General features: G+C 68.4%; 18 protein-coding genes. 6 read left to right on the forward strand and 12 right to left on the reverse strand.

Translation table 11 applies throughout. The annotated features are described in order from the left end of the window. Window positions 1-23 precede the first annotated feature (23 nt). A complete protein-coding gene (gene dinB, locus NO998_RS07315; protein WP_267646450.1) occupies window positions 24-1,358 on the reverse strand; it encodes a DNA polymerase IV in 1,335 nt (444 codons plus the stop codon). Window positions 1,359-1,457: 99 nt separating this feature from the next. Between dinB and NO998_RS07320 the strand changes: the two genes are divergently transcribed. Further along, window positions 1,458-1,727: a hypothetical protein gene (locus NO998_RS07320; RefSeq protein WP_267646451.1), complete on the forward strand. Its 270-nt coding sequence runs from the start codon at window positions 1,458-1,460 to the stop codon at window positions 1,725-1,727. 1 nt (window position 1,728) lies between these two features. Here NO998_RS07320 and NO998_RS07325 read toward each other — a convergent pair whose 3' ends face one another. Genes NO998_RS07325 through NO998_RS07335 form a run of 3 tightly spaced genes read right to left on the reverse strand, consistent with a single transcriptional unit; the run spans window position 1,729 to window position 5,363 of the window. Then, window positions 1,729-3,261: an ABC transporter permease gene (locus tag NO998_RS07325; protein ID WP_267646452.1), complete on the reverse strand. Its 1,533-nt coding sequence runs from the start codon at window positions 3,259-3,261 to the stop codon at window positions 1,729-1,731. A gap of 7 nt (window positions 3,262-3,268) precedes the next feature. After that, window positions 3,269-4,363, reverse strand: a complete 1,095-nt coding sequence (locus tag NO998_RS07330; protein WP_267646453.1) for an ABC transporter substrate-binding protein — start codon at window positions 4,361-4,363, stop codon at window positions 3,269-3,271. Then, window positions 4,356-5,363: an ABC transporter substrate-binding protein gene (locus tag NO998_RS07335; protein ID WP_267646454.1), complete on the reverse strand. Its 1,008-nt coding sequence runs from the start codon at window positions 5,361-5,363 to the stop codon at window positions 4,356-4,358. The genes NO998_RS07330 and NO998_RS07335 overlap by 8 nt, the downstream gene beginning before the upstream one ends. A 103-nt stretch (window positions 5,364-5,466) precedes the next feature. Here NO998_RS07335 and NO998_RS07340 point away from each other — a divergent pair, with 103 nt between their 5' ends. Further along, complete coding sequence (locus NO998_RS07340; RefSeq protein WP_267646455.1) at window positions 5,467-6,702, forward strand: ABC transporter substrate-binding protein; 1,236 nt, start codon at window positions 5,467-5,469, stop codon at window positions 6,700-6,702. 71 nt (window positions 6,703-6,773) lie between these two features. After that, complete coding sequence (locus tag NO998_RS07345; RefSeq protein ID WP_267646456.1) at window positions 6,774-7,166, forward strand: DUF952 domain-containing protein; 393 nt, start codon at window positions 6,774-6,776, stop codon at window positions 7,164-7,166. 13 nt (window positions 7,167-7,179) lie between these two features. On the opposite strand, the gene lrpA1 is transcribed toward NO998_RS07345, so the two are convergent. From lrpA1 to NO998_RS07365, 4 genes are all read right to left on the reverse strand, one after another. Then, window positions 7,180-7,608 (reverse strand): HTH-type transcriptional regulator LrpA1, encoded by a 429-nt coding sequence (gene lrpA1, locus NO998_RS07350; RefSeq protein ID WP_267646457.1) that lies wholly within the window; start codon window positions 7,606-7,608, stop codon window positions 7,180-7,182. Window positions 7,609-7,710: 102 nt separating this feature from the next. Next, a complete protein-coding gene (locus NO998_RS07355) occupies window positions 7,711-8,649 on the reverse strand; it encodes a thiamine pyrophosphate-dependent enzyme (protein ID WP_267646458.1) in 939 nt (312 codons plus the stop codon). 2 nt (window positions 8,650-8,651) lie between these two features. Beyond that, window positions 8,652-10,541 carry a 2-oxoacid:acceptor oxidoreductase subunit alpha gene (locus tag NO998_RS07360; RefSeq protein ID WP_267646459.1) on the reverse strand — a complete coding sequence of 630 codons (1,890 nt, stop codon included), beginning with the start codon at window positions 10,539-10,541 and terminating at the stop codon, window positions 8,652-8,654. A gap of 147 nt (window positions 10,542-10,688) precedes the next feature. Further along, window positions 10,689-10,913, reverse strand: a complete 225-nt coding sequence (locus NO998_RS07365) for a hypothetical protein (protein ID WP_267646460.1) — start codon at window positions 10,911-10,913, stop codon at window positions 10,689-10,691. Between the two features lie 135 nt (window positions 10,914-11,048). Between NO998_RS07365 and NO998_RS07370 the strand changes: the two genes are divergently transcribed. Then, window positions 11,049-13,799, forward strand: coding sequence for a PKD domain-containing protein (locus NO998_RS07370; protein ID WP_267646461.1), 2,751 nt, complete (start codon window positions 11,049-11,051; stop codon window positions 13,797-13,799). Window positions 13,800-13,816: 17 nt separating this feature from the next. Next, window positions 13,817-14,401: a CAP domain-containing protein gene (locus NO998_RS07375; protein ID WP_267646462.1), complete on the forward strand. Its 585-nt coding sequence runs from the start codon at window positions 13,817-13,819 to the stop codon at window positions 14,399-14,401. On the opposite strand, the gene aroC is transcribed toward NO998_RS07375, so the two are convergent. The 3 genes from aroC to aroA all read right to left on the reverse strand — a co-directional run bounded on the left by aroC (window position 14,398) and on the right by aroA (window position 18,311). Continuing rightward, complete coding sequence (gene aroC, locus NO998_RS07380; RefSeq protein ID WP_267646463.1) at window positions 14,398-15,555, reverse strand: chorismate synthase; 1,158 nt, start codon at window positions 15,553-15,555, stop codon at window positions 14,398-14,400. The genes NO998_RS07375 and aroC overlap by 4 nt on opposite strands. Window positions 15,556-15,645: 90 nt before the next feature. Further along, window positions 15,646-16,911 carry an alkaline phosphatase family protein gene (locus tag NO998_RS07385; RefSeq protein ID WP_267646464.1) on the reverse strand — a complete coding sequence of 422 codons (1,266 nt, stop codon included), beginning with the start codon at window positions 16,909-16,911 and terminating at the stop codon, window positions 15,646-15,648. A gap of 95 nt (window positions 16,912-17,006) precedes the next feature. Further along, entirely contained in the window at window positions 17,007-18,311 is a 1,305-nt protein-coding gene (gene aroA, locus NO998_RS07390) for a 3-phosphoshikimate 1-carboxyvinyltransferase (protein WP_267646465.1), read from the reverse strand. Between the two features lie 100 nt (window positions 18,312-18,411). Here aroA and NO998_RS07395 point away from each other — a divergent pair, with 100 nt between their 5' ends. Beyond that, window positions 18,412-20,172 carry a M28 family metallopeptidase gene (locus NO998_RS07395; RefSeq protein ID WP_267646466.1) on the forward strand — a complete coding sequence of 587 codons (1,761 nt, stop codon included), beginning with the start codon at window positions 18,412-18,414 and terminating at the stop codon, window positions 20,170-20,172. 154 nt (window positions 20,173-20,326) lie between these two features. Here NO998_RS07395 and NO998_RS07400 read toward each other — a convergent pair whose 3' ends face one another. Next, window positions 20,327-21,592 carry a Zn-dependent hydrolase gene (locus NO998_RS07400; protein ID WP_267646467.1) on the reverse strand — a complete coding sequence of 422 codons (1,266 nt, stop codon included), beginning with the start codon at window positions 21,590-21,592 and terminating at the stop codon, window positions 20,327-20,329. Window positions 21,593-21,629: the final 37 nt, after the last annotated feature.

Below are 21,629 nucleotides of genomic sequence, written 5' to 3' on the forward strand. Positions count from 1 at the left end.
GGCCACATAGGGTTTCCGCCGGCCTACTCGAACTCGCCCAGCGAGAACTGGCCGGATCGGCTCTCGGCCGGCGTGGACTCCGCCGCGGCGTCTTCTCCTGCCGACTCCGACTCGGTCTCGGACTCGGTCTCTCCCTCGCTCCCGCCGTCGGCGACGGTCGCCGACGCGAAGCCGTCGAGGCTGGCCTGCTCGCCCGCGGCGAAACTCAGCTTCGACACCCGGACGCCGAGCTTTCGGACCGGTTCGTCCTCGAACTCAGAGAGCAGCGAGAGGGCGGTCTCCTCGACCAGTTCGGGGTCGTCGACGGGCCCCGAGAGCGACTCGGCGCGCGTGTTCACGTCGTAGGGCGTCGTTACGGCCTTGATCCCGATGGTCCGGTAGAGGGCGTCCTTCGACCGGGCACGCTCGGCGACCGCGGCCGCCAGCGCACGGACCTTCTCCCGCATCGCCCCGGCGTCGGTCGTCGCCTCACTGAACGAGGACTCCCGCGAGAGACTCTTGGGGAGGCCCGTAGGGGTGACCTCGCGGTTGTCGACGCCGCCGGCTCGGTCGTGGAGTTCGACCCCGCGGTCGCCGAAGCGGTCCTGCAGGACCCCCGGGTCGGCGTCGGCGAGGTCGCCGGCGGTCTCGATCCCCATCTCCCGAAGCTGTCCCGCCCGGACCGGGCCGACGCCGTGGATTTCCTCGACTGGCAACGGCGCGAGGAACTCGGCGACGGAGCCGGGCGGGACGACGGTGAGCCCCTCGGGCTTGTCGTGGTCGCTGGCGATCTTCGCGGTCGCCATGTTCGGCGCGACGCCGACGCTCGCGGGCACGCCGACCTCGCGGGCGATCCGTTCGCGGACGTGCCGGCCCAACCCCTCCGCGAGCGTCCGTTTCTCGGCCGCGCCGGAGGCCCGGGGAGGGTCGTCGACTCGCTCCCAGGAGGTGCGGGCGGTCACGTCCAGGTACGCCTCGTCGATGCTCACCTCCCGGACGGTGTCGGCGCAGTCGTGGAGGATCGCCTTCACCTCGCTCGCGACCGACTGGTAGAACTCCATGTCCACCGGTCGGTAGTGGCCACGGTCGTCGTCGGCGCTCCCGAGGTCGGGCCGCTCGACGGGGGGGAGCCGTTCGACGGCCTGCGAGATCGGTTGGGCGGAGTCGACGCCGTAGGCCCTCGCTTCGTAGGACGCGGTGGCGACGGCACCGATGGTCTCGCCCTCCTCGTAGCCCATACCGACGACGACCGGCTGACCGCGGAGTTCGGGCTCCTTGAGCCGCTCACACGAGGCGTAGAAGCAGTCCATATCGACGTGAAGCACCACGCGGTCGGGGGCGTCGTCGTCGCCGGTCCCCGGGAGGGTGCTCCCGCTCATGGGCGCACTCGGGCCGGCACGGAAAAGAGGGTTTCCCGAGCGGGGTGGAACTGAAACGGCGGCGCACAGCGTTTTCCGTCGGGGCTGCGACACGCCCCCATGGCTACGCCCTCACCTCCCGAGGTGTTCGCGGCCGTCGGCGTGATCGCCGCGTTCGTCGGGCGGTTCTACGCGTGGCACCACGGCCAGCGCCGTCGCCAGCGCTCGCTCACCGCGCTGTTCGCGGTCTTCTTCGGCTTCTGGTGGTTCCTGCACTTCGATCACCCGTCCCGGCACGGCATCGCCGCCCTGTTCGTCGGTATCGGCGGCTGGACGCTGCTCAACGTCACGATGGCGGAGTTCACGCCCGACGACGTCGGGGCGACCTGAGTCACCACGTCAGCCGGCGCTGGACGCCGGCGACGACGCCGTAGAGCGCCATCCCGAGCGCCGCGAGGGCGAGGGCGGCCGCGTAGGTGAGTTCGGGGTTGGTGTCGGTCATCCCCTGTAACAACAGCACACCGAGCCCGTCGCTCGTGAGGAACCACTCGGCGATGACGGTGGCAGTGAAGCCGCCGACGACCGAGAGTTTGAGCCCCGCGAACAGTTGGGGGAGCGCGTATCGTGCCCGAGCCACCAGCACGCGGTGTCGCGGGGCGCCGACCGACCGGAGGAGGTCATACTGGCGTGCGGGCAGCCGGCCCGCCCCGTCGGCGGCGGCGAGGGCGACCGGGAAGACGGCGGCGACTGCGACCAACAGCGCGGCGGTCGTCGGGCCGACGCGGAACCAGACGAGAAAGAGCGGGACGACCGCCACGTCGGGCACCGATCGGGCGGCGACGACGTGGCTGCCGAGCAGCCCCCGGAGCCGCGGGGCCAGTCCGACGACGGCGCCCACGGCGAGGCCGAGCAGCGAGCCGCCGCCCCATCCGATGGTGAACGTGAGCAGCGTCGCCGTGCCGGCGCCGACGAACAACCCGGCGGCGTCGAGGAGCGTCCGACCCACCGCGAGCGGCGCCGGGAGGAACAACGCGAGGTCGCGGGGGAACGCACCGCTGGCGACCTGCCAGACCAGCGCCCCGACACCGAACGTCGCCGCGGCGACGACGGCGTTCGTGGCGGGGTTGCCCGGGAGGTCGGCCGTGACGGTGCCGCCGCCGTCAGCGACGCCCGCCGCTGCAGCGTCCCAGCGAACCGCCGACTCGACCGTCCGTAGGAGCCCGAACAGCGCGATCCCGAGGCCGATCAACACGAGCACGTACGCGAACAGCAGCGCGGTCTCGAACCGGGCTGCCGTCGCCTGCAGTGCGGCACCGATCCCACGGTTACCGACGAGGAACTCCGCGAGCACGACGGTCTGGACGGCGATGGGCGCCGAGACAGTCAGCCCGGTGAACAGCGCGGGCAGCGCGTCGGGCAGGCGGACGTACCGGAGCTGTTGCCAGCGCGAGGCCCCGACGACCGACAGCGTCGCCAGTCGGTCACCGTCGGTCGATCGTAACCCCTCGATCGTTGCCAACGTGACCGGGAAGAACGTCACCAGCACCGCGATGGCGGCCCGAGAGGCCGCCGTCGGGCCGAGCACGAGCACCAACACCGGCAGGAAGACGACGACCGGCACCAGCCTCACCACGACGAGGAACGGGTAGCCGAGCCGGCTCGCGGCCGGGGAGAGCGCGATCGCGGCGGCGAGGGCGACGCCGACCGTGACGCCGATGGTCCAGCCGACGGCGACTTCCGCGGCGGTGTACGCGACGCTCGCGGCGATCGAGTGGGCGTTCGCGCCGAACGCCGCCGCGACGGCGACGGGGGAGGGAAGAAGCAGGTCAGGGAGACCGAGTACGGCAGCCGCGCCGGTCCACAGCACGAGCGCGGTTGCGACCGAGGCGAGGGCGAGCAGCCCTCCAGAGGACCATCGGGACACCGGCCCGTCAGCGCCAGTCGTCCGTGTAGTCGGCCGAGACCTGTCCGGCGAAGGAGCCGACGGCCGCGGCGTCGCCGTCGAGGTACGCGTTCGACCACGCCGCCTCGGCGTCGGCCTCGCCGGAAACGAACCCGGCCGCTGCGAGCGTCTGTTGGACGGACTCCCAGTCCGGACCGGCCTGCCAGCCCCAGCCGTGTTCGCTGACCGCGTCGGTCAACATGAGCTTCGCCACGGTTCCCTCGATCTTTCGGATGCCCAACTCGCGACCGCCCTCCAGTCGCGGCTCGGCGTCGATCATGAGGTCCATCGCGGCGGGCGGGTCGTTCGCCGCCCAGGCCCAGCCACGCGCGATGGCTCGGAGCGCCCCGCGGAGCGCCTCACCCTGCTCCTCGGCGAACGTGGGGTTGGCCGCGACCAGCCGGCCGGTCGAGGCGACGTGATCGGAGAGCCAGAGCATCGAGGCGTCGTAGCCGTCCCGCTCCATGGCGATCCCGTCTGGGAACGCCCCGAGGGCGGCGTCGGCGTCACCCGAGAGCAGCGAGGAGGTCAGCCCGCCCCAGCCGACGCTGAGGAACTCGACCTCCCCAAGCACGCCCGCGTCGTCGAGCAGCGCCTTCAACAGTGCGAGGTTCGACGACGAGGAGGCAGCGGCCACGGTCTTGCCCGCGAGGTCCGACGGTTCCTCGATGGCGCCGCCGAACTGCTCGGCGACGGTGTAGACGACGCTGTTGGGCCCCTGTTGGGCGGCGGCGTAGCTCCGGATCGACACGTCGCCGTTGCGCGCGCCGAGCACCGACGCCGCGCTGGTCAGTCCGATCTCGTACTTCCGCAGTCCGACCTGCTCGGCGGTGGTCGAGCCGCCGGAGCCGGATTCGATCGAGAGCGAGACGCCCTCCTCCTCGTCGAACCCCTTCTCCGCGGCGACGAAGTTGCCCGCGTGAGTGCCGTTGGCCTTCCAGTCGAGCAGCAGGCGAACCGTCGTCGGCTCCGGCGTCCCGCCGAGGACGGCCGAGCGGGCGTCGAGACAGCCACTCAGCGAAGCGGCGGCGCCAGCCCCGAGCGCGCCGAGGAACGCCCGGCGGCCCTGTCGGCGGTTAGTCATCGGTCGATTCGGCCGGCGTTCGGCGCCCCGCGCGGTCGAGAAACTCGGTGATCGCCGGGGAGTCGTCGAGGTACTCGTCAGTCCAGACCGACTCGGCGTCGACGGGGTTCTGTAGCGCGTTCATCTCGGCCATACGGTCGACCAGTTCGGCCCAGCGGTCGCCGTCGTGGGTGCCCCACCGCTCGGCGAACGTGTCGTACTCGACGAAGCGGTCGAGCATCCAATCGAGCTTGCGGCGCTCGATCTCCCGGGTGTAGGCGAGGTCGGCGTTGCGGTCGACGACGGCGTCGATGGCCGCCGTGGGGTCCGCGACGGCGTCGGCCCAACTCCGGGCGCTGGCGCGCAGGAACGCTCGAACCGTCTCGGGGTTCTCGGCGGCGTACTCGGGGTTGGCGACGATGGCCATCCCGTAGATGGGGAGCTCCAGTCCGATCGAGAGTTCGTGGGCCTCCTTGTCGTACTCGCGGGCCAACTCCTCGCCGTTCGTGACGACGCCGACCGCGGCGTCGACGGTGCCGTCGAGCAGCTTTCGCTGCGGCCGGTGGTGGGTGTGCTGGTCGACGCCGAGCAACTGCACCGAGTCCCGGATCCCGGCCTCGCGGAGCAACATCCCCGCGAGCAGCGAGGTCTTCGTCGCCGTCGGCGCGAGGGTCTTGCCGGCGAGCTGTTCGGGCGATTCGAGGGGCCCGCCGAACTCCTCTTCGAGCGTGAACACGGCCGCCGGGGTCCGGTGGGTCGCGCCGGCGACGGCGACGATGTCGTTGCCACGGCTCTTCGAGAGGACGATTCCCGAGCCGCCGGCCCACGCGAACTCACAGGAGCCGTCGGCGACCCGTTCGGTGGCGAACGGCGAGCCCGTGCCGACGCCACCTCCGCGCGCGCCGAGCATCCGTACGTCCAACCCCTCGTCCTCGTAGTAACCGCGCTCGGCCCCGAGGAAGAAGGGCGCCTGGAACCCCGTCGGCTCCCAGTTGAGTTGGAAATCTACTTGGTCCGACATGGATCGAGCTTGTGAGAGCAACCACTTAGTGGTTTCTGCTGAACCTTTATAAGTAACCGTTGGGAGCGAGCCCTTATCACGGTCGACGGGTAAGAGACACCAGATGAAGACGGTCGAGTATCCGGCGCTCGGGGCGGCCGACGAGCCGTTGGTCGATCGGTACGCCGTCGGCCTCGGTACCGACGCCGCGCGAGTGCTCGCCTACCTCCGCCTGCGGCTCGACCGACCCGACACCGCCGGGGAACCGGCGACGCGACTCGATATCCGGATCGGGACCGGGCTGAGCCGTGGTGCCGTCGGCGACGCGCTCGACCGGCTTGGTGATCTGGGGCTGGTGAGCGAGACGTCCGTTCGACGCCACGAGAGCGGCCGTCCACCACAAGCGTGGACGACCGATGCGTCCGTCACCCCCCGCCGGGCCTACGAGTGCCACGCCAATCGGCTCCTCGATCAGACCGGAACCGCCGCCGACGAACCGGGATCGGGCCCCGACAAGCCACCGACGGCCGACGGCGACCCGTTCTCGGTCGCGCTGAACTGGCACCCGAACGCGCTCCACGCGCCGTTGTACGCCGGACTCGCCGGTGACCACTATTCGGACGGGGGGTTGGAGGTGACGTTCGATCCCCGAACCGGCTCGGGGGCGGCACTGGACGCGGTCGCGGCCGGCGAGGTCGACGCCGCCCTCGTCGGCGCGGCGACGTTCGTCGCGGCGGCCCCCCCGGATGTGGTCCCGCTCGGACTGCTGTACGAGCGCGCGATGGCGGTGCTGTACGCCACTCACGACTCCTTCGGGGGCCCGTTCGAACGGGTCAGACAGCTCCGGGGCCGGCGGGTGGGGATGTCCGTCGGCTCCGAGACCGCGCGGCTGGCGCGGCTCCTGCTCTCACAGGTCGACACGCTGGAAGCGGTCGACATCGTCGACATCGGTGGCGAGGAACGCGAGGCGCTCCGCTCGGGCCGGGTCGACGCCGTCACCGGCCAGATATCCGACCCCGACCGGATCACCGACGGGACGGTGGAGACAGTGCCCGTCGCCGAGCAGTTCCCCCTGTACGGGCCCGTCCTCGTGGCCCGTGAGGCGACGCTGACCGAGCGACCGTCGGCGCTCCACGCGTTCCTCGTGGGGACGATGTGTGGGTGGGCCGACGCCGCCGACTCGCCGGGCGAGGCCGTCGCCAGCGTCCCCGGCGTCGACGCCGACGATACCGGGGCTCGGACGACTGTGGAACGAGCGATCGAGGAGTTCGGTTTCGACAGGTCCCACGGCTGGGGTGTGCACGACGAGGACGGCTGGCTCCGCCTCCGAACCGCACTCGCCCAAGTAGAGGGCTCGTAGCCGGTCGCTACGGGCCGGTTCTCGCCGATAGCGGCCACAAGTGCTTTTCAGCGCCCCCGTGAAGCCGACCTATGCCGGTCATCATGCACGCGCTCCCGGAGGCCGACTGGGCCGCCGCCGAGCGTGCCGGGGAGTACCGCCCCGCCTCCCTCGACGAGGAAGGGTTCATCCCGCTACAGGACCCTGCCGACATCGTCGCCCACACGAACGAGCGCTACGCCCGCGAGGAGCGCGACGACATCGGCGTGTTCGCCGTCAGGAGCGAGACGCTCGGCGACGCGTTGCGCTACGAGGACATCGACGGCGGGCGCCGGCCACGGCTCTACGGCTCGGTCGCGCCCGACGGCGTGGCCATGTGGGGGCACTTCCCCCGGGACCGCCACGGCTTCCACCTGCCGGAGTGGGCGGTCGATCTGGTGGCGGCCGATCGGCTCCCGGAGGAAGCGAACGGGGAGTTCCGCTGAGAACGGTCGTCGGCTACTTCAGCCGTTCCTGTAGGAAGCAGGGGTGGGCGGCGGTGACGCCGTCGACCTCGAGGATGTGGTCGTTGATCACTTCCCCGAGAGCGTCGCCGTCGGCGGCCCGGATCTCGGCCATCAGCATGTGGTCGCCCGAGGAACTGTAGAGCGACTCCACGGCGTCGAGTTCCTTGAGATCGTTCGTGGCGTCGACGTACTGCTCGGAGTCCACGTCCATCCCGACCAGTGCGATCGACTGCCCGGTCAGCTTCTTGGGGTCGACCTCGGCGGAGTAGCCGACGATTACTCCGTCCTCCTCCAACTGACGTACGTACTTTCGGACCGTGGGTTTCGAAACGTCGGCGCGCTCGGCGATCTCGGAGACCGACGCCTGCGCGTCCTCTTCGAGGATCCCCAAGATCCGATCTGCCGTAGCCGACGCAGTCATGGAGTAGGGTTCGGCGTGAGGGGAAAAATGCCTTGCGAAGCCGAAAGCGTGAGTCGACTGGGACGAACCGTAGCGGCAGGAACCGCTACTGTGCCCCGGTGCTCACTTGTGGTCGTCGATGAACATGTCCGCGGATCGCTCCCACTCGTAGGAGTCGTCGAAGTACCGCTCGGCCAGCGGCTCCTCGGGCATCTCACCGATCTGCTGTTTCTCCTGCTGGTAGGACGGGCGGTCCTCGTCGACGTAGAACTTCCCGGTGAGCACCTCGCCCTCGTGGAGGGCTTCCTCGGTCTCACGCATCATCGCGGCGGCCTCGTCCCGGTTGGTCGGGTCGAAGTCGTAGTCGTCGTTCTCGTTGACGTCGATGTAGGGGACGTACTGCTTGGCGTCCTTGTTCCAGGTCGGACACTGGGTCAGGAAGTCGATGTGGGCGAACCCGTCGTGCTCGATGGCCTCCTTGATCAGCTCCTTGGCCTGGTTGGGGTTTACCGCGGCGGTCCGTGCCACGAACGACGCCCCCGCGTTGAGCGAGAGCGAGAGCGGGCGGACCGGCTCCTTGGCCGAGCCGTGGGGCTGGGTCTTGGACTTGTGACCCTTCGGGGAGGTGGGCGAGGTCTGGCCCTTGGTGAGGCCGAAGATCTCGTTGTTGAACACGATGTAGGTGAAGTCGTGGTTCTCCCGGGCGGTGTGCATGAAGTGGTTCCCGCCGATCCCGTAGCCGTCGCCGTCGCCACCGGCGGCGATCACTTCCAGTCCGGGGTTGGCGAGCTTCGCGGCCCGCGCGACGGGCAGTGCGCGCCCGTGGATGGTGTGGAACCCGTAGCTGTTGAAGTAGGAGTTCAGCTTGCCCGAGCAGCCGATACCCGTCACCGTCAGGGTCTCGTCGGGCGTGCGCCCGGCTTCCGGCAGGGCACCCTTCAGCGCCTTCAGGACGCCGAAGTCACCACAGCCCGGACACCACGTCGGCTGGGGCTCGATGCCGGGAGTGTACTCCTCCTGTTCGATCTCTCGCTGCTCGCCGATTGCGCTGAATGCACTCATTGTCAGTCACCTCCCGCGGGAACGAACGTCGTCTGGTGCTCCGTCGCCTCCTCGCCGGCGAGGGTGTTGTGGAACCCTTCGACGACCTCCGCGGGCTCGAAGGGGTTACCGTTGTACTTGAGCAGGCTCGACAGCTTCGGGCCGTACTCGCCGAGCTGTTTCTGGGTCAGGCCGCGGAACTGCGCGGTGGAGTTCATCTCGACGACCATCACGCGGTCGACGCTCTCGATGAACTCGCGGACCTCGGTCTCCGGGTACGGCGCCAGTTCGCCGACGGAGAGCGCCTTGACGGACTCGCCGTCGTCGTTGAGTCGGTCGACCGCCTCCTCGACGGTACCGACCATGCTGCCAAAGGCGAGCACGCCGTAGTCGGCGTCCTCGGGGCCGTAGGTCACGTTGAGGCCGTCGCCGTTGAGGTCCTCGCGGATCGCTTCGAGCTTCCGGGTCCGCCGGTCGACCTGCGCGACGCGGTTGTCCGGGTCCTCGGAGATATGGCCGGCCTCGTTGTGCTCGTTACCGGACGCGAGGAAGCGCCCGCCCTTCTGGCCCGGCACCGAGCGCGGCGAGACGCCGTCCTCGGGCTCGTGGCGGAAGCGGTGGAACTTCCCGCCGGGCTCGTGGGGTGCCTCGGCGATCTCCTCCTCGGTGAGCACCTTCCCGATGTCGGGGTTGGGCTCGCGGTCGAAGTGACTCGCGGGGACGTTGCGGTACTCCCCGGAGAGCTTCTGGTCGTAGAGGATGATCGACGGGATCTGGTACTCGTAGGCGATCTGGAACGCCCGTCGCGCGTGGTCGTACGCCTCGGCGGGGTCCGCCGGCGCGAAGACGACGCGGTTCGAGTCACCCTGCGAGGTGTAGAGGACGTGCTCCAGGTCGGCCTGCTCGGGCTTGGTCGGCATCCCCGTCGACGGCCCCGCTCGTGCCGCCTCCAGCAGCACGATGGGCGTCTCGGAGATTTCCGCCAGCCCGAGGGGCTCGGACATCAGCGCGAAGCCGCCGCCGGACGATCCGGACATCGCCTTCACGCCGGTGTGGGCGGCGCCGATCGCCAGCGCCGCCGCGGCGATCTCGTCTTCGACCTGCTCGGAGATCCCGCCGACCTCCGGGAGGTTCTTGGACATGATGGTGAACACTTCCGTCCACGGCGTCATCGGGTAGCCGGCGATGAACCGGCAGCCCTCGTCGAAGGCGCCGTAGGCGATCCCGTCGGAACCGTTAACGAGCACCTGCTCCTCCTCGTGCTCGCCCTCGGGGCAGGAGACCTCGATACCCGTGAGGTCGTACTCCTCGTGGACCTTCTCGTAGGCCGCGTTGAGGATCTCGACGTTGGGTTCGAGGATCTTCTCCGGCATCGCGTCGGCCATCAGCTCCTCGATGGCTTCGACGGGGATGTCGGCGATGGCGCAGGTGACGCCGACGCCGGCGGTGTTGCGCATCACTTCCCGACCCATCTCGCGGGCCATCCCGCGGAGGTCGATCGGGAAGACGTGCCAGTCGTTCTCCTCGGCACGCTGTTCGAAGTTCGGTACCTCGTCGGCGTCGAGCAGTCCGGAGTCGTAGACGATCACGCCACCCTCCCGGAGGTCGTCGAGGTTCTCCGAGAGCGGCTTGATCTCCTCTTTCCCGTAGTAGGCGTTCTCCTGTGGGTTACGGGCGAAGGAGTCCCCCAACGCCAGCAGGAAGTCGTAGCCGTCCCCACGCGAGGTCACGTCCTCGGGGGCAGCCCGGACTTCCGTGTACGTGTGGCCGCCGCGGATCCGCGACGGATAGTGTCGGTGGGTGAAGACGTCCAGCCCCGACCGCATCAACGCTTTCGCGAAGTTCTGGCTGGTCGAAGCGATCCCGTCACCGGAACCCCCCGCGATCCGCCAGATGAGTTCGTCATCAGTCATGAGTGGTACGGCGACCAGCGTGTGGTCGCGTCTTCATGGGCCTTTCAACGCCGAGCCCAAAGCACTTGCTATGAGTTGTCAAGAAAAGACCGTTACAAACCTTCGAGCGGGGACAGAAAGGGAACGGAACCGAACGACAGTTCGTCGTTAGTGACCGGCTTCTTCCTGGTCCGGCAGCCCTTCGAGGTAGCGTGCAAGAAGCAGGATCCCGAGGACGATCACGGCGCCGCCGGCAGCCTGCAGCGGCTGTGCGAGCGCTTCGTTGTGCAGCCACATTTCGGTGCCGAGTTCGACGCCGGCCAGCAGCACGCCTAGCCCGGCGGTCATCGCGCCCGTGATGAGGTAGGGCATCGAGGACTCGTTGTCGATCATGACCGTACTGGGGGCGCGGAGCGATAAATAACGCACGGACACGTCGCAGCCACGACCCCCGGCCCGCCGGGTGGTAAATCTCCGATGGATCATGGAATTTAAGTATTGAAACGGGATGAAGAAACTCATCGGAAGATGAAACGACTCCCCCTCGTGCTCTCGGTGCTACTCGTGACTGCCGCCCTCCCGGGGCTGGGCGCCGGTGTCGCCGACGTCGACGCCGACGGTCGCCCGCTCGCCGATGCCGGTCTCGACCAGTCGGCGACGGTCGGTGATACCGTCTACCTCGATGGCGGCGGCAGTCTCGACCCCGACGGAGAGATAGTCAGCCACGAATGGACGATCAGGACCCCCGCCGGGGACAGAATCACTCCCTCCGAGCCGGAATCCGTCACCACTCGGTTCGTCCCCGACGAACCCGGACGCTACCACGTCCGGTTGACTGTCACCGACGACGACGGCCGAACGAAGAACGACACGCTCTACGTCGACGTGGAGCAGTCCGCGCCGGTGCCGGCGACACCCACGCCGTCACCCTCGCCGTCCCCCACGCCGACCCAGACGCCGACTCAGACGGCGCCGGCCACCACACCCGACGGGACACAGCCACCGCCGACGGCTCCGGTCTCGACCCCCGTCGACCCGCCAGTGCCACAATCGGACAGTAACGAATCCGAGGCGGCATCGTCGAACTTGCCACCATCGGGCGACGTTTCCGGCCCATCGTCGGTGACTTCCGGGTCGAGGGTCACGTACACGCTCGACACCCTGGACCGTGACGGGAACGTTACGGACAGCTGGTGGCTCCCGACGACACTCGCTACAGGCCAGGCCTCCCGGTCCGACCTTGCGGGGAACGCGCGGACGATCACTGTGGACGGTACCCCCGGTACGACGGTCGAAGTCGCCGCCATCGTCGTCGACGACGATGGCGCGACGACGACGGTAACGAAGGCTGTTGACGTGGTGAACACCCCGCCGAGCGCCTTGATAGAGGGCGACGGGACGGCAGTTGTGAACACGACCAAGGAGTACCGGCTGCGCGCGACTGATCCCGACAGCGAAATCACGTCGGTCAGCCTGACGAGTGGTTCGGGGGCTGTCGAAGCGACAGCACAGATGCCGTGGGCCGGGCCGACATCGAGTGGCGAGTGGGCCCGTTCGTTCCGCTTCACGGATATTCCCGAGGAGGATGGGACGGTTACGTTCGAAGCGACCGTTCGGGACGAATTCGGGGGTGTGACGACGGTGGAGAAGTCCGTTACGGTGGTTAGTAGTGGTAAGACGCTTCTACAAGAGCCAACCTCCCAGTCCCCACCCGAGATCATCTCCATCGACGCCTACACCGCAGACGAGGCAGGCCTCAACGACGGCCAGGTCCGACTCAGCGCGACTGCCCGGGACGCCGATTCGGACAAACTTACCTTCAACTGGCAGATCGGGGATCGGGCGCTCCTTCGAACAGCCGACGACGGCGACCCTGCTCGTGGGAACGTCTCTTACGCCTTCACAGACATGGACTTCGACGGGAACGGGATCGAAGTATCCGTCACCGTCTCGGACCAGTACGGTAACCAACGAACTGCGAGTACACGCATCGAGCTACAGAGTACGAGGAGCAACGGCGGTGTCGTCGGTCGGAGCCAACCTATCGAGATTACCAGTGTTCAAGGTCGAACGGTCAATGGCCGCTACCAACTCTGGAACAGACACTCGAGTGAGGAGATCATCATTAACTACGGCGACGACTACACCGAAACGGTCACCCTCAGCGACACCGCCGAGGTCCAGTTCTCCCACCGGTACGAGTTCGCTGGGCGGTACTCGATCAGTATCAACCCGGGCTGGTCGCCGGACGTCTCACGGACGATCGTCGAAGTGGATGCCCAGACGTACGAAGAGTACTCTTACGAGCGTAAGTCGACGACGATCCAGCGGACGAGAGCCGCAGAGAGCCCCGGCGAAGATTGGACCCGCGACGGGATCGCCCGGATCGAACGCGAGCAGACCGGTACGGAGACGATGCGAACTCTCGCGGACGGCAGGAGGGCGATGGCCGATCTCGGTGACGAGTGGCGACACGTCGGAACCGTAACTGAGTACCACACTGAGCGTCGGACGAGGGAGTCGACGACTTCTCCCGGTAGTGCGTGGGATCTCGCGACGAGGAACGTGGACGAGAAGCGAGTGTTCGACGGCTGGCAACGAACGACCATCCCCCATCGGGGGCTGTTGAGTAACCGCTGGGAGTACGTGAGAGCGGTCGAGAAGTCGGTCGACCGGACGGTAACTAAGCGGTCAACCGATCGACCCTCTGGTGCTGGCTGGAGTCGTGAACAACGGGTCGGAGAGGTACAAGTCGGGTTCCGAACGGCGTGGGTTGACTATCGGTTCCATGCGGATCGGGACTGGGAGTACCGCGGCTCGAAGCGGTACGTTAGTCGCTACGAGGAGGAAACGGTCTGTGTCGAGGAGATCGATCTACGCTACTTCACCCACTGTGTCGAGGAGCGTACGGTCCGCCAGCCCGTGTACGACTACCGGTACGAGTACGACGTTCCCCAGTACGACTCGGTGTATGAGTGGGAGCGGACGGTCCAAGAAACTGAGTACGAGTACCGCTATCGGGCCCCGACCTACACGACAGAACCTGTCCACGAGTACGAGCGGGACGTCCGTGTCGGAACCGACTACGCCCAGTGGGAGCGGCCCATATACGACGAAACCGATATCTACCGTTGGAAGAAGACAGAGGAAACGTGGGAACGGTCGACCTCGTTCAGTAAACCGAAAGGGGACGTGCGAAACCTCGAACGGAGCGTCAAGGAATGTGGCGGGTCACGCGATGCGGACGAGCCACCGATCTGTGAAGGAGGTGGGCAGTAATGCGCAGGGGAGCCCTCGTGGTCTGTTTCGTCGTACTCGCGGCGGGCTGTGCGGGGGTGGGTCCACTCCCGACGCCGGGAGACAGTGGCGGCCGGACCGCAACGCCGGCGGTTCCAGAAGAGCCGACGACACCTTCCTCGGCGCGGTACAACGTCGACGTCGAGGAGATCGAGAACCGCATCCACGAGCAGATGAACGAACGGCGAGTGCAGAACGGTCTTGAGCCCCTCACCCGCAACGAGTCACTCGACGCTGTCGCACGCTACAAGTCGTGGGATATGGCACAGCGAGATTACTTCAGCCACGTGGGGCCGAACGGGACTTCGCATGTCGACGTCCGGGATCGGTTTAGAGCTCGTTGTGCGTACTTCGGACAAAATCTCCATTCTCAAAGATTCACTTCTGGAGACGTGTACCCATATCCACAGTCTGAACTCTCCGATCAGGAGCAAATCGCCACAGATTCCGTCAACTCCCTCATGAACTCCTCCGGCCACCGTGAGAACGCGCTCTCGCCGGACTACGATTCCCAGGGAATCGGCGTCTTCGTCGACGAGAACGGCACCGTGTTCGTCACGCAGGAACTCTGCGGGAGCGGTTAGTCGTTCCGCGGGCTGCTCGGGTGGTACGGCGTGTCGTACTCGCCCGGGCGGTCGTCGAGGCGGTCAGGGTTGATCCGGCCGCCGAGCAGCATGAAGTCGAGCACCGTGAGGTAGAGCATCGCCTCCACGACCGGAACCGCACGCGGCGGCAGAACCGGGTCGTGGCGGCCGACGACCTGGATCTCCTTCTCCTCGCCCGTCTCCCAGTCGACGGTACGCTGGGCCTTCGGGATCGAGACCGGCGGGTGCCAACTGACCTCGCCGTAGATCGGCTGGCCGGTCGTGATGCCGCCCTGAATCCCACCGTGGTCGTTGCCGACCGGGACCGGGTCGCCGTTGTCGTCGAACTCCCAGTCCTCGTTGTACTCGCTGCCCGCGGTGGTCCGTGCCTCCCGACCGATGCCGTACTCGAAGTCGTTGACGGCGGGGATGGAGTACATCGCCTGTGCGAGCCTACTGGGGACGCTGTCGAACCGCGGCGCACCGAGGCCCCGCGGGACCCCCCGACACTCGAAGTAGACGGCGCCACCGATGGAGTCACCCTCCGTCTGGTACTGGTCGGCGAGATCGCGCATCTCTTCGGCGGCCTCCGGGTCCGCACACCGGACCTCGTTCTCCTCACTGTGTTCCAGTATCTCCTCGAAGGTGACCGGGCCCGCCTCCACGTCGCCGATCTGATTGACGTGGGCTTTGATCTGCACGTCGTGATCGCTCTGTTCCAGCACCTGCTTGGCGATAGCGCCGGCGGCGACCCAGTTCACCGTCTCGCGGGCGCTGGATCGGCCGCCGCCGCCCCAGTTCCGGGTGCCGAACTTCGCCGAGTAGGTGAAGTCACCGTGGCTCGGCCGTGGCGCGGTGACGAACGGCTCGTACTTTCCCGAGCGAGCGTCCTTGTTCTGGATCGTCATCCCGACGGGCGTTCCCGTGGTGTAGCCGTCCTGCAGCCCCGACTGGATCGAGACCTCGTCGGGTTCGCCGCGGCTGGTGGTGATCATCGACTGGCCGGGCTTGCGCCGGTCGAGATCGCGCTGGATTACCTCCTCGTCGAGTTCGACGCCGGCGGGGACGCCGCTGACGGTGCAGCCCATCCCCGGGCCGTGACTCTCGCCGTAGGTGGTCACCTGAAACAGGCGACCGAAGCGATTGCCGTTCATGGGCGGACGTAGAGAGCCGGGCTTATAGTCGTTGCAGAAGCGGGCCTTGTGTGGTCAACGCCGCGGAGCGCGCGCTGGTGGTTCCGCGGTTCAGCGGAGGTCGCTCGCACGGGCCGCGCCGAACGGTACCAGCATCTCCTCGGGCGTCATGCCGCCGTGGACGCCGATCTTGTCGTCGGGTTCGTGCCACATCGGCGACTCCCGGTGGACCGCAAGCAGGTCGGGCGCGCGGCGGTCGAACAGTGCGCCCGGGTCGGCGTGGTTGCTTCCGAACAGGCCGCGCTCGCGGTACTCCGCCTCCGAGAACGTGAGTACGTCGCCGTCGGCCACGGCCTCGACGTGGTCGCGCAGTTCCTCGACGTGACCGTCCCGGACGTGGAACTGGACGTTCCGCGGCCCACCCATCGGGGGGATCGGCTCGCCGTCGTCGCCGCGGGCGAGGCAGTCCTGTACCTCAGGGACCGAGAGGTCGACCGCGACCGACTGGTCGACGTTCGTGTGCCCGTGATCGGCGGTGACCAGCACGGCGGTCTTCTCGGCGGTTTCAGCGTCGAGAGTGTCGATGAACCCCGTCCGGATCGCTTCGGTGACCATGCGGGCCTGTGCGTCGTAGCGGTGGGTCGCGGTCCCGGTCCGGTGGGAGACGCTGTCAACGTTCGGGACGTACGCGGTGGCGTGGGTCGGGCCGTCGCCGTCGGTGACGACGTCCCGGAGCGTGACGGCCATGTCGGCGACGTTCCAGTAGCCGTGGGTCTCGGCACCGGCGGTCGTGAGTTCGGAGGAGGCCGAGCCGGCGATATGGCCGGGTTGGGTGACGTGGGTGTCGATCCCGGCGGCCTCGGCGTCGTCGTAGATCGCCTCACCCTCGAACAGGTCCCGGGGGTTCGCGAGCGGGTAGCGTTCCTGTACGGGCGTACCGTCCTCCAGCAGGAACGGGAGCGTCTGGATCGACTCGTCGATCGAGTCGAGGTACTGGTGCCAGCCGAGCAGGCCGTGCTCCGCGGGGAGCAGCCCGGTGTGGAGCGTCGTGATCGCGGCGGCGGTCTCGGAGGGGTACGTGGAGGTGAGGGGAGTGACGGTCCCCGAGGCCTCGAAGGCGTCGAGCAGCGGGAGGTCGTCGGCGAGGCGGTTCCACTGATCGAGACCGAAGCCGTCGATGACGAGCAGGACGACGTTCTCGATACCGTCGTCGAGCAGGCCGGCGAACGCCTCGTCGGGGAGGTTCCGTGGGAACGCCGGGGAGAGGATGGAGAGGGCGCTCTCGGGGGTGTCGGCGAAACAACGGTCGCGGTAGGCCGGGAAGACGTAGCCGTCCTCCTCGCGGGCCGCACGGAGGTCGGGTGTGAACTCGGTCACGGCCTCAGTCACGGAGCGACGGCCAAAGAGCTACCGACAACGATCGGAACAGTTCCCGTCAGCGGCCCCTCGCATTCGCCGGCGCGTCTCCGGGGTCAGGCGTTCGTGACCGTCGCGCCGAGGTCGTCGAACACCGTCCAGAAGTCCGGGAACGATACGTCGACGTGTTCGGCGTCGCTGATGGTCGTCGTCCCCTCGGCGACGAGGCCGGCGACGGCCAGTGCCATGGCGATCCGGTGGTCGCCGCGACCGTCGACTTCCGCGCCGACGAGGTCGCTCTCGCCGCCGTGGACGGTGAGCGTGTCCTGCTCTTCGGTGACCTCGGCGCCGAGCTTCCCCAGCTCCTCGGCCATAGCTGTCACGCGGTCGGTCTCCTTCAGCCGCACGTGCTCACAGTTGACGATCCGAGTGTCCCCATCGGCGACGGCGCCGACCGCGGCGATGGTGGGGAGGAGGTCCGGGGTGTCGGCCACGTCGACCTCGATCCCGGAGAGGTCGCCACCGGCGGAACGGAGTTCACCGGCGTCCTCGTCCCAGTCGATCTCGGCTCCCATTCGGTCGAGGATCTCGACGATGGCCGTGTCGCCCTGCGCGCTCGGGTGGGCACCCTCGACGAGGACGCCCTCGCCACCCTCGTCGGCGGCGACGGCGCCCGCGGCGGCGAGGTAGGAGATCGAGGAGAAGTCGCCGGGGACGCTGTAGCTGCCGTCTTCCGGGCTGTACTGCTGGCCGCCGGGGACCCGAAAGCCCGAATCGGTGTGCTCGGCGTCGACGCCGAACGCCTGCAGCACTTCGAGCGTTATCTCGACGTACGGCGCTGACTTGAGTTCGGTTTCGAGGTCGATCGCGATCCCCTCCTCGGTGACAGCGCCGGCCATCAGCAGCGCGGTGATGAACTGTGAGGACACGTCGCCGGGCATCGAGACGGTGCCGCCGGGGAGCGCGTCGCCGACGACGAGCGGCGCTTGCCCGTTCCGTCGGGTGCTCTCGGCCCGGCCACCGAGGTCCTCGATGGCGTCGAGCAGCGGGCCGTGGGGGCGCGACCGGAGCGAGTCGTCGCCGGTGAGCACCGTCAGCCCGTCGGCGAGCGCGCCCGCGGCGGTGACCAGCCGCGTCGTCGTGCCGGAGTTCTCGCAGTTGATCACGTCGACGGGCACGTCAGGGCGCCCGCCGAACCCCTCGACGCGGAGGGTGCCGATGTCGAGGCGCGAGCGGTCGACTTTCCCGCCGAACGCCGAGACCGCGCGCATCGTCCCCCGGGTGTCGGCGCTGACCAGCGGGTCCTCGACGGTGGCGTCCTCAGCGTAGCCCGCGGCGAGGATGGCTCGGTGGGTGTAGCTCTTCGACGGCGGCGCGCGGCAGCGTCCGGCGACCCGGGAGCGCGAGACGTGTTTCTTCATGGCTCCGTCTGTGGCCGCCGAGGGGATGAGTCCACCGGAGGTCCCCCGGCGGGATAGCCGGCTCCGGAACGGACTTGTCCCTTGCCACCAAGCCGCAACTATGTCGATGGCCAACTACAGCCTCTACGACCGCGAGGAGCCCGACCTCTCAGGGTTCGAGCGAGAACTGTACGACACCGTGAACGCCGACGCCCCGTGGGCGCTGGTCGAGCGCTTCGCGGACTTAGAACGGGTTTCCGGCAGCGACGAGGAGGTCGAAGCGGCCGAGTACGTCACCGATCGACTCGCCGACTTCGGCGTCAGCCACGAGCGCTACGACCCCGAACTCTACCTCTCGATTCCCGGGAACGCATCGCTCGCGGCCGCCGGCGAGTCCTTCGACGCCGTCAAGACCGTCTCCTTCGGCGGCGGGAAGGCCGCGGGCGAGATGGTGGACTTCGCCACCGGTGAGGCGAGCGTCGACGACCTGCTCTCGACGGACCTCGGAGAGGTCGGCGACATGACGGGGAAGGTCGCGGTCCTCGACGGGCTACTCCCGATCGAAGCGATCGGCGAACTGGACGAGGCTGGCGTCGAAGGCGTGGTTGTCGTCCACCCCCACGAGCGCGAACCCCACGAGGGGATCGCGACGCCGATCTGGGGCGGCGCGCCCGAGCCGGGAGAAGAGCACCGTATTCCGGACGTCCCCGTCGTCGTCGCCGCCGCACCCGTCGGCGAACGACTGCGTGAACACGGCGAGGGGACCTCGATCGCGCTCACCGCCGAGACGGAGACGGGCTGGTTCGACTGCCCGGTGGTCGAGGCCCGGATCGACGCCGGCGCCGACGACGCCGCGGACGACGACTTCGTGCTCGTCCACGGCCACTACGACTCCTGGCACGTCGGCATCGCCGACAACGCGACGGGCGACGCGGCGCTGCTCGAACTCGCTCGCGTCTTCGAGGAACACGCCGACGAACTCTCGCGGGACGTCCGGATCTGCTGGTGGCCGGGCCACTCCACCGGGCGCTACGCCGGGTCGACGTGGTACGCCGAACAGTTCGGCCTCGATATCGCCGACAACTGCGTGGCGCAAGTGAACGTCGACTCCCCGGGCGCCGTCGACGCCACCGAGTTCGAGGACATGCTCTGCTGGATGCCCGAGGCCGACGAACTGGCCCGGAACGCCGTCGCCGACGTGAGCGGGAAGGACGCCACCGAGGTCCGACCGCCACGCGCGGGCGACTACTCGTTCAACAACCTCGGGGTCACGGGCTGCTTGATGCTCTCCTCGAACATCCCCACCGACGTCCGCGAGGAGCGCGGTTACCACGCCGTCGGCGGCTGTGGCGGCCACAGCAACGCGTGGCACCTGAGCACCGACACCCTCGACAAGGCCGACCCGGACGTGCTCGTTCGGGACATCCGGATCTACGCCACGATCGTCGCCCGACTGGCCCGCGAGGACGTGCTCCCGCTCGACTTCCGACACACGCTCGAACAGCACCGAGAGACCGTACAGGAGTACGATGCCGCCGCTGGCGAGGCGTTCGACCTCTCCGCCGTCAGCGATCGACTCGCCGACCTCGAAAACGTCACCCACGCGTACTACGACCGGATCGACGCCGGCGAAATCGATGCCGACGCCGCGAACGAAGCGATCCTCGGCCTCTCACGAGCGCTCGTCCGCGTGGACTACACCACGGAAGGCCAGTTCGAGCAGGACCCGGCGACCGACCGCCCCTCCTACCCAGGGCTCGCCGCCGCCGCGGAGCTGGACGACCTCGACGCCGACGAGCGGAAGAAGCAGGTAGTCGCCCTCCGCCGACAGCGGAACCGGGCCGTCACGCTACTGGACGAGGCGTTCGACGCGCTCCCGTAGCCCGAGTTCAAGTAGGAAGGCGGGACCACTCCCGCCGTGATCTGAGAACCGCCGCGGGACGGTTCGCGGGTGCGTGGCTACCCGTTCCGCGTCACCGATTTTCTGCCACCTGTTCGCCAGCGATGGCGGGCGAGAGCCACGCGACTACGCCGCTCTACTCCTCGGCGGCGTCGACGCCCGCCACGTCGGCCATCGCACCGGCCAGCACCTGCGCCGCGTTCGCGCAGTCAGCCCAGTTGGTCCACTCCCGGGGGTTGTGGCTGATGCCGTCCTGTGAGGGCGCGAACAGCAGCGCAGCCTCGGTTACGTCTGCGACGTGCATCGTGTCGTGGGCGGCGCCGGAGTGAAGGTCCATCGTCCCGATGCCGGCCGCGTCGCCCGCACGGTGGGCGGCGGCGCGGAGCGATTCGCTCATCGGCGTCGGTTCGAGATCGAACGGCCGCGAGAAGCTCGTTTCGACACCGCGGTCGGCCTCGACGATGGCGAGGCTCGATCGAGTCGCCTCGACAATGGTCTGCATCGACTGGTACTCGACGTCCCGGATGTCGACGCCGAACTCGACCTTTCCGGGGACGACGTTGGTCGCGTTGGGCGACACCGAGAGCGAGCCGACCGTCCCGACCGCGGTCTCGCTCTCCTCGGCGACCACGTCGTTGGCGGCGGCCTCCACGTCGAGGACCACCTCCGAGGTCGCGGCAAGCGCGTCGGTTCGCTCGTCCATCGGCGTCGCCCCGGCGTGGTTCGCTTCGCCGAGGATCTCCGCCTCGCAGTGGGTGATGCCCGTGATCGTCGTGACGACGCCGACCGGGACGTTCTCGCGCTCCAGCCGGGTGTCCTGCTCAATGTGGAGTTCGTACCACGCCTCCCAGTTGCCCGCGTCGAGTCGCCCCTCGCCGCGGAAGCCGATCCGTTCGAGCGACTCTTCGAGGCTGACCCCCTCGTCGTCCTCGATGGCGAGCGCCTCATCGACCGTGCGCTCCCCGACGGCCACCGAGGAGCCGAGCAGCCCCTCCGAGAATCGCTGTCCCTCCTCCTCAGTGAAGGAGACGACGACGAGCGGCCGCGCCGGCTCGACGCCGGCGTCCTGCATCGCTCGAACGGCCTCCAGCGCGGCGTAGACCCCGAGCGGGCCGTCGAAGATCCCGCCCTCCGGGACCGAGTCGACGTGGCTCCCAGCAGCAATCGGGGCGGCGTCGGGGTCCGCGGAGTCAGGGGTCCACGTGCCGGCGATGTTGCCGACGGCGTCGACAGTCACGTCGAGTCCCGCGTCCTCCATCCGTTCGACGAGCGTCTCCCGGGCGGCGCGGTTCGCGTCGGTGCCGGTCAGCACTGTCCGGCCGCGTCCTTCCTCGACCTCGATCTCACCGTGTTCGGCGTTCGTCTCGATGTCCGCCCGGAGGCGATCGGCGTCGACGTGCATACCCGTCGGTGGCGTCGGCGTCGCCTTACGTGTACCC

Origin of the sequence: Halolamina litorea (assembly GCF_026616205.1) — an archaeon.
Classification (GTDB): domain Archaea; phylum Halobacteriota; class Halobacteria; order Halobacteriales; family Haloferacaceae; genus Halolamina; species Halolamina litorea.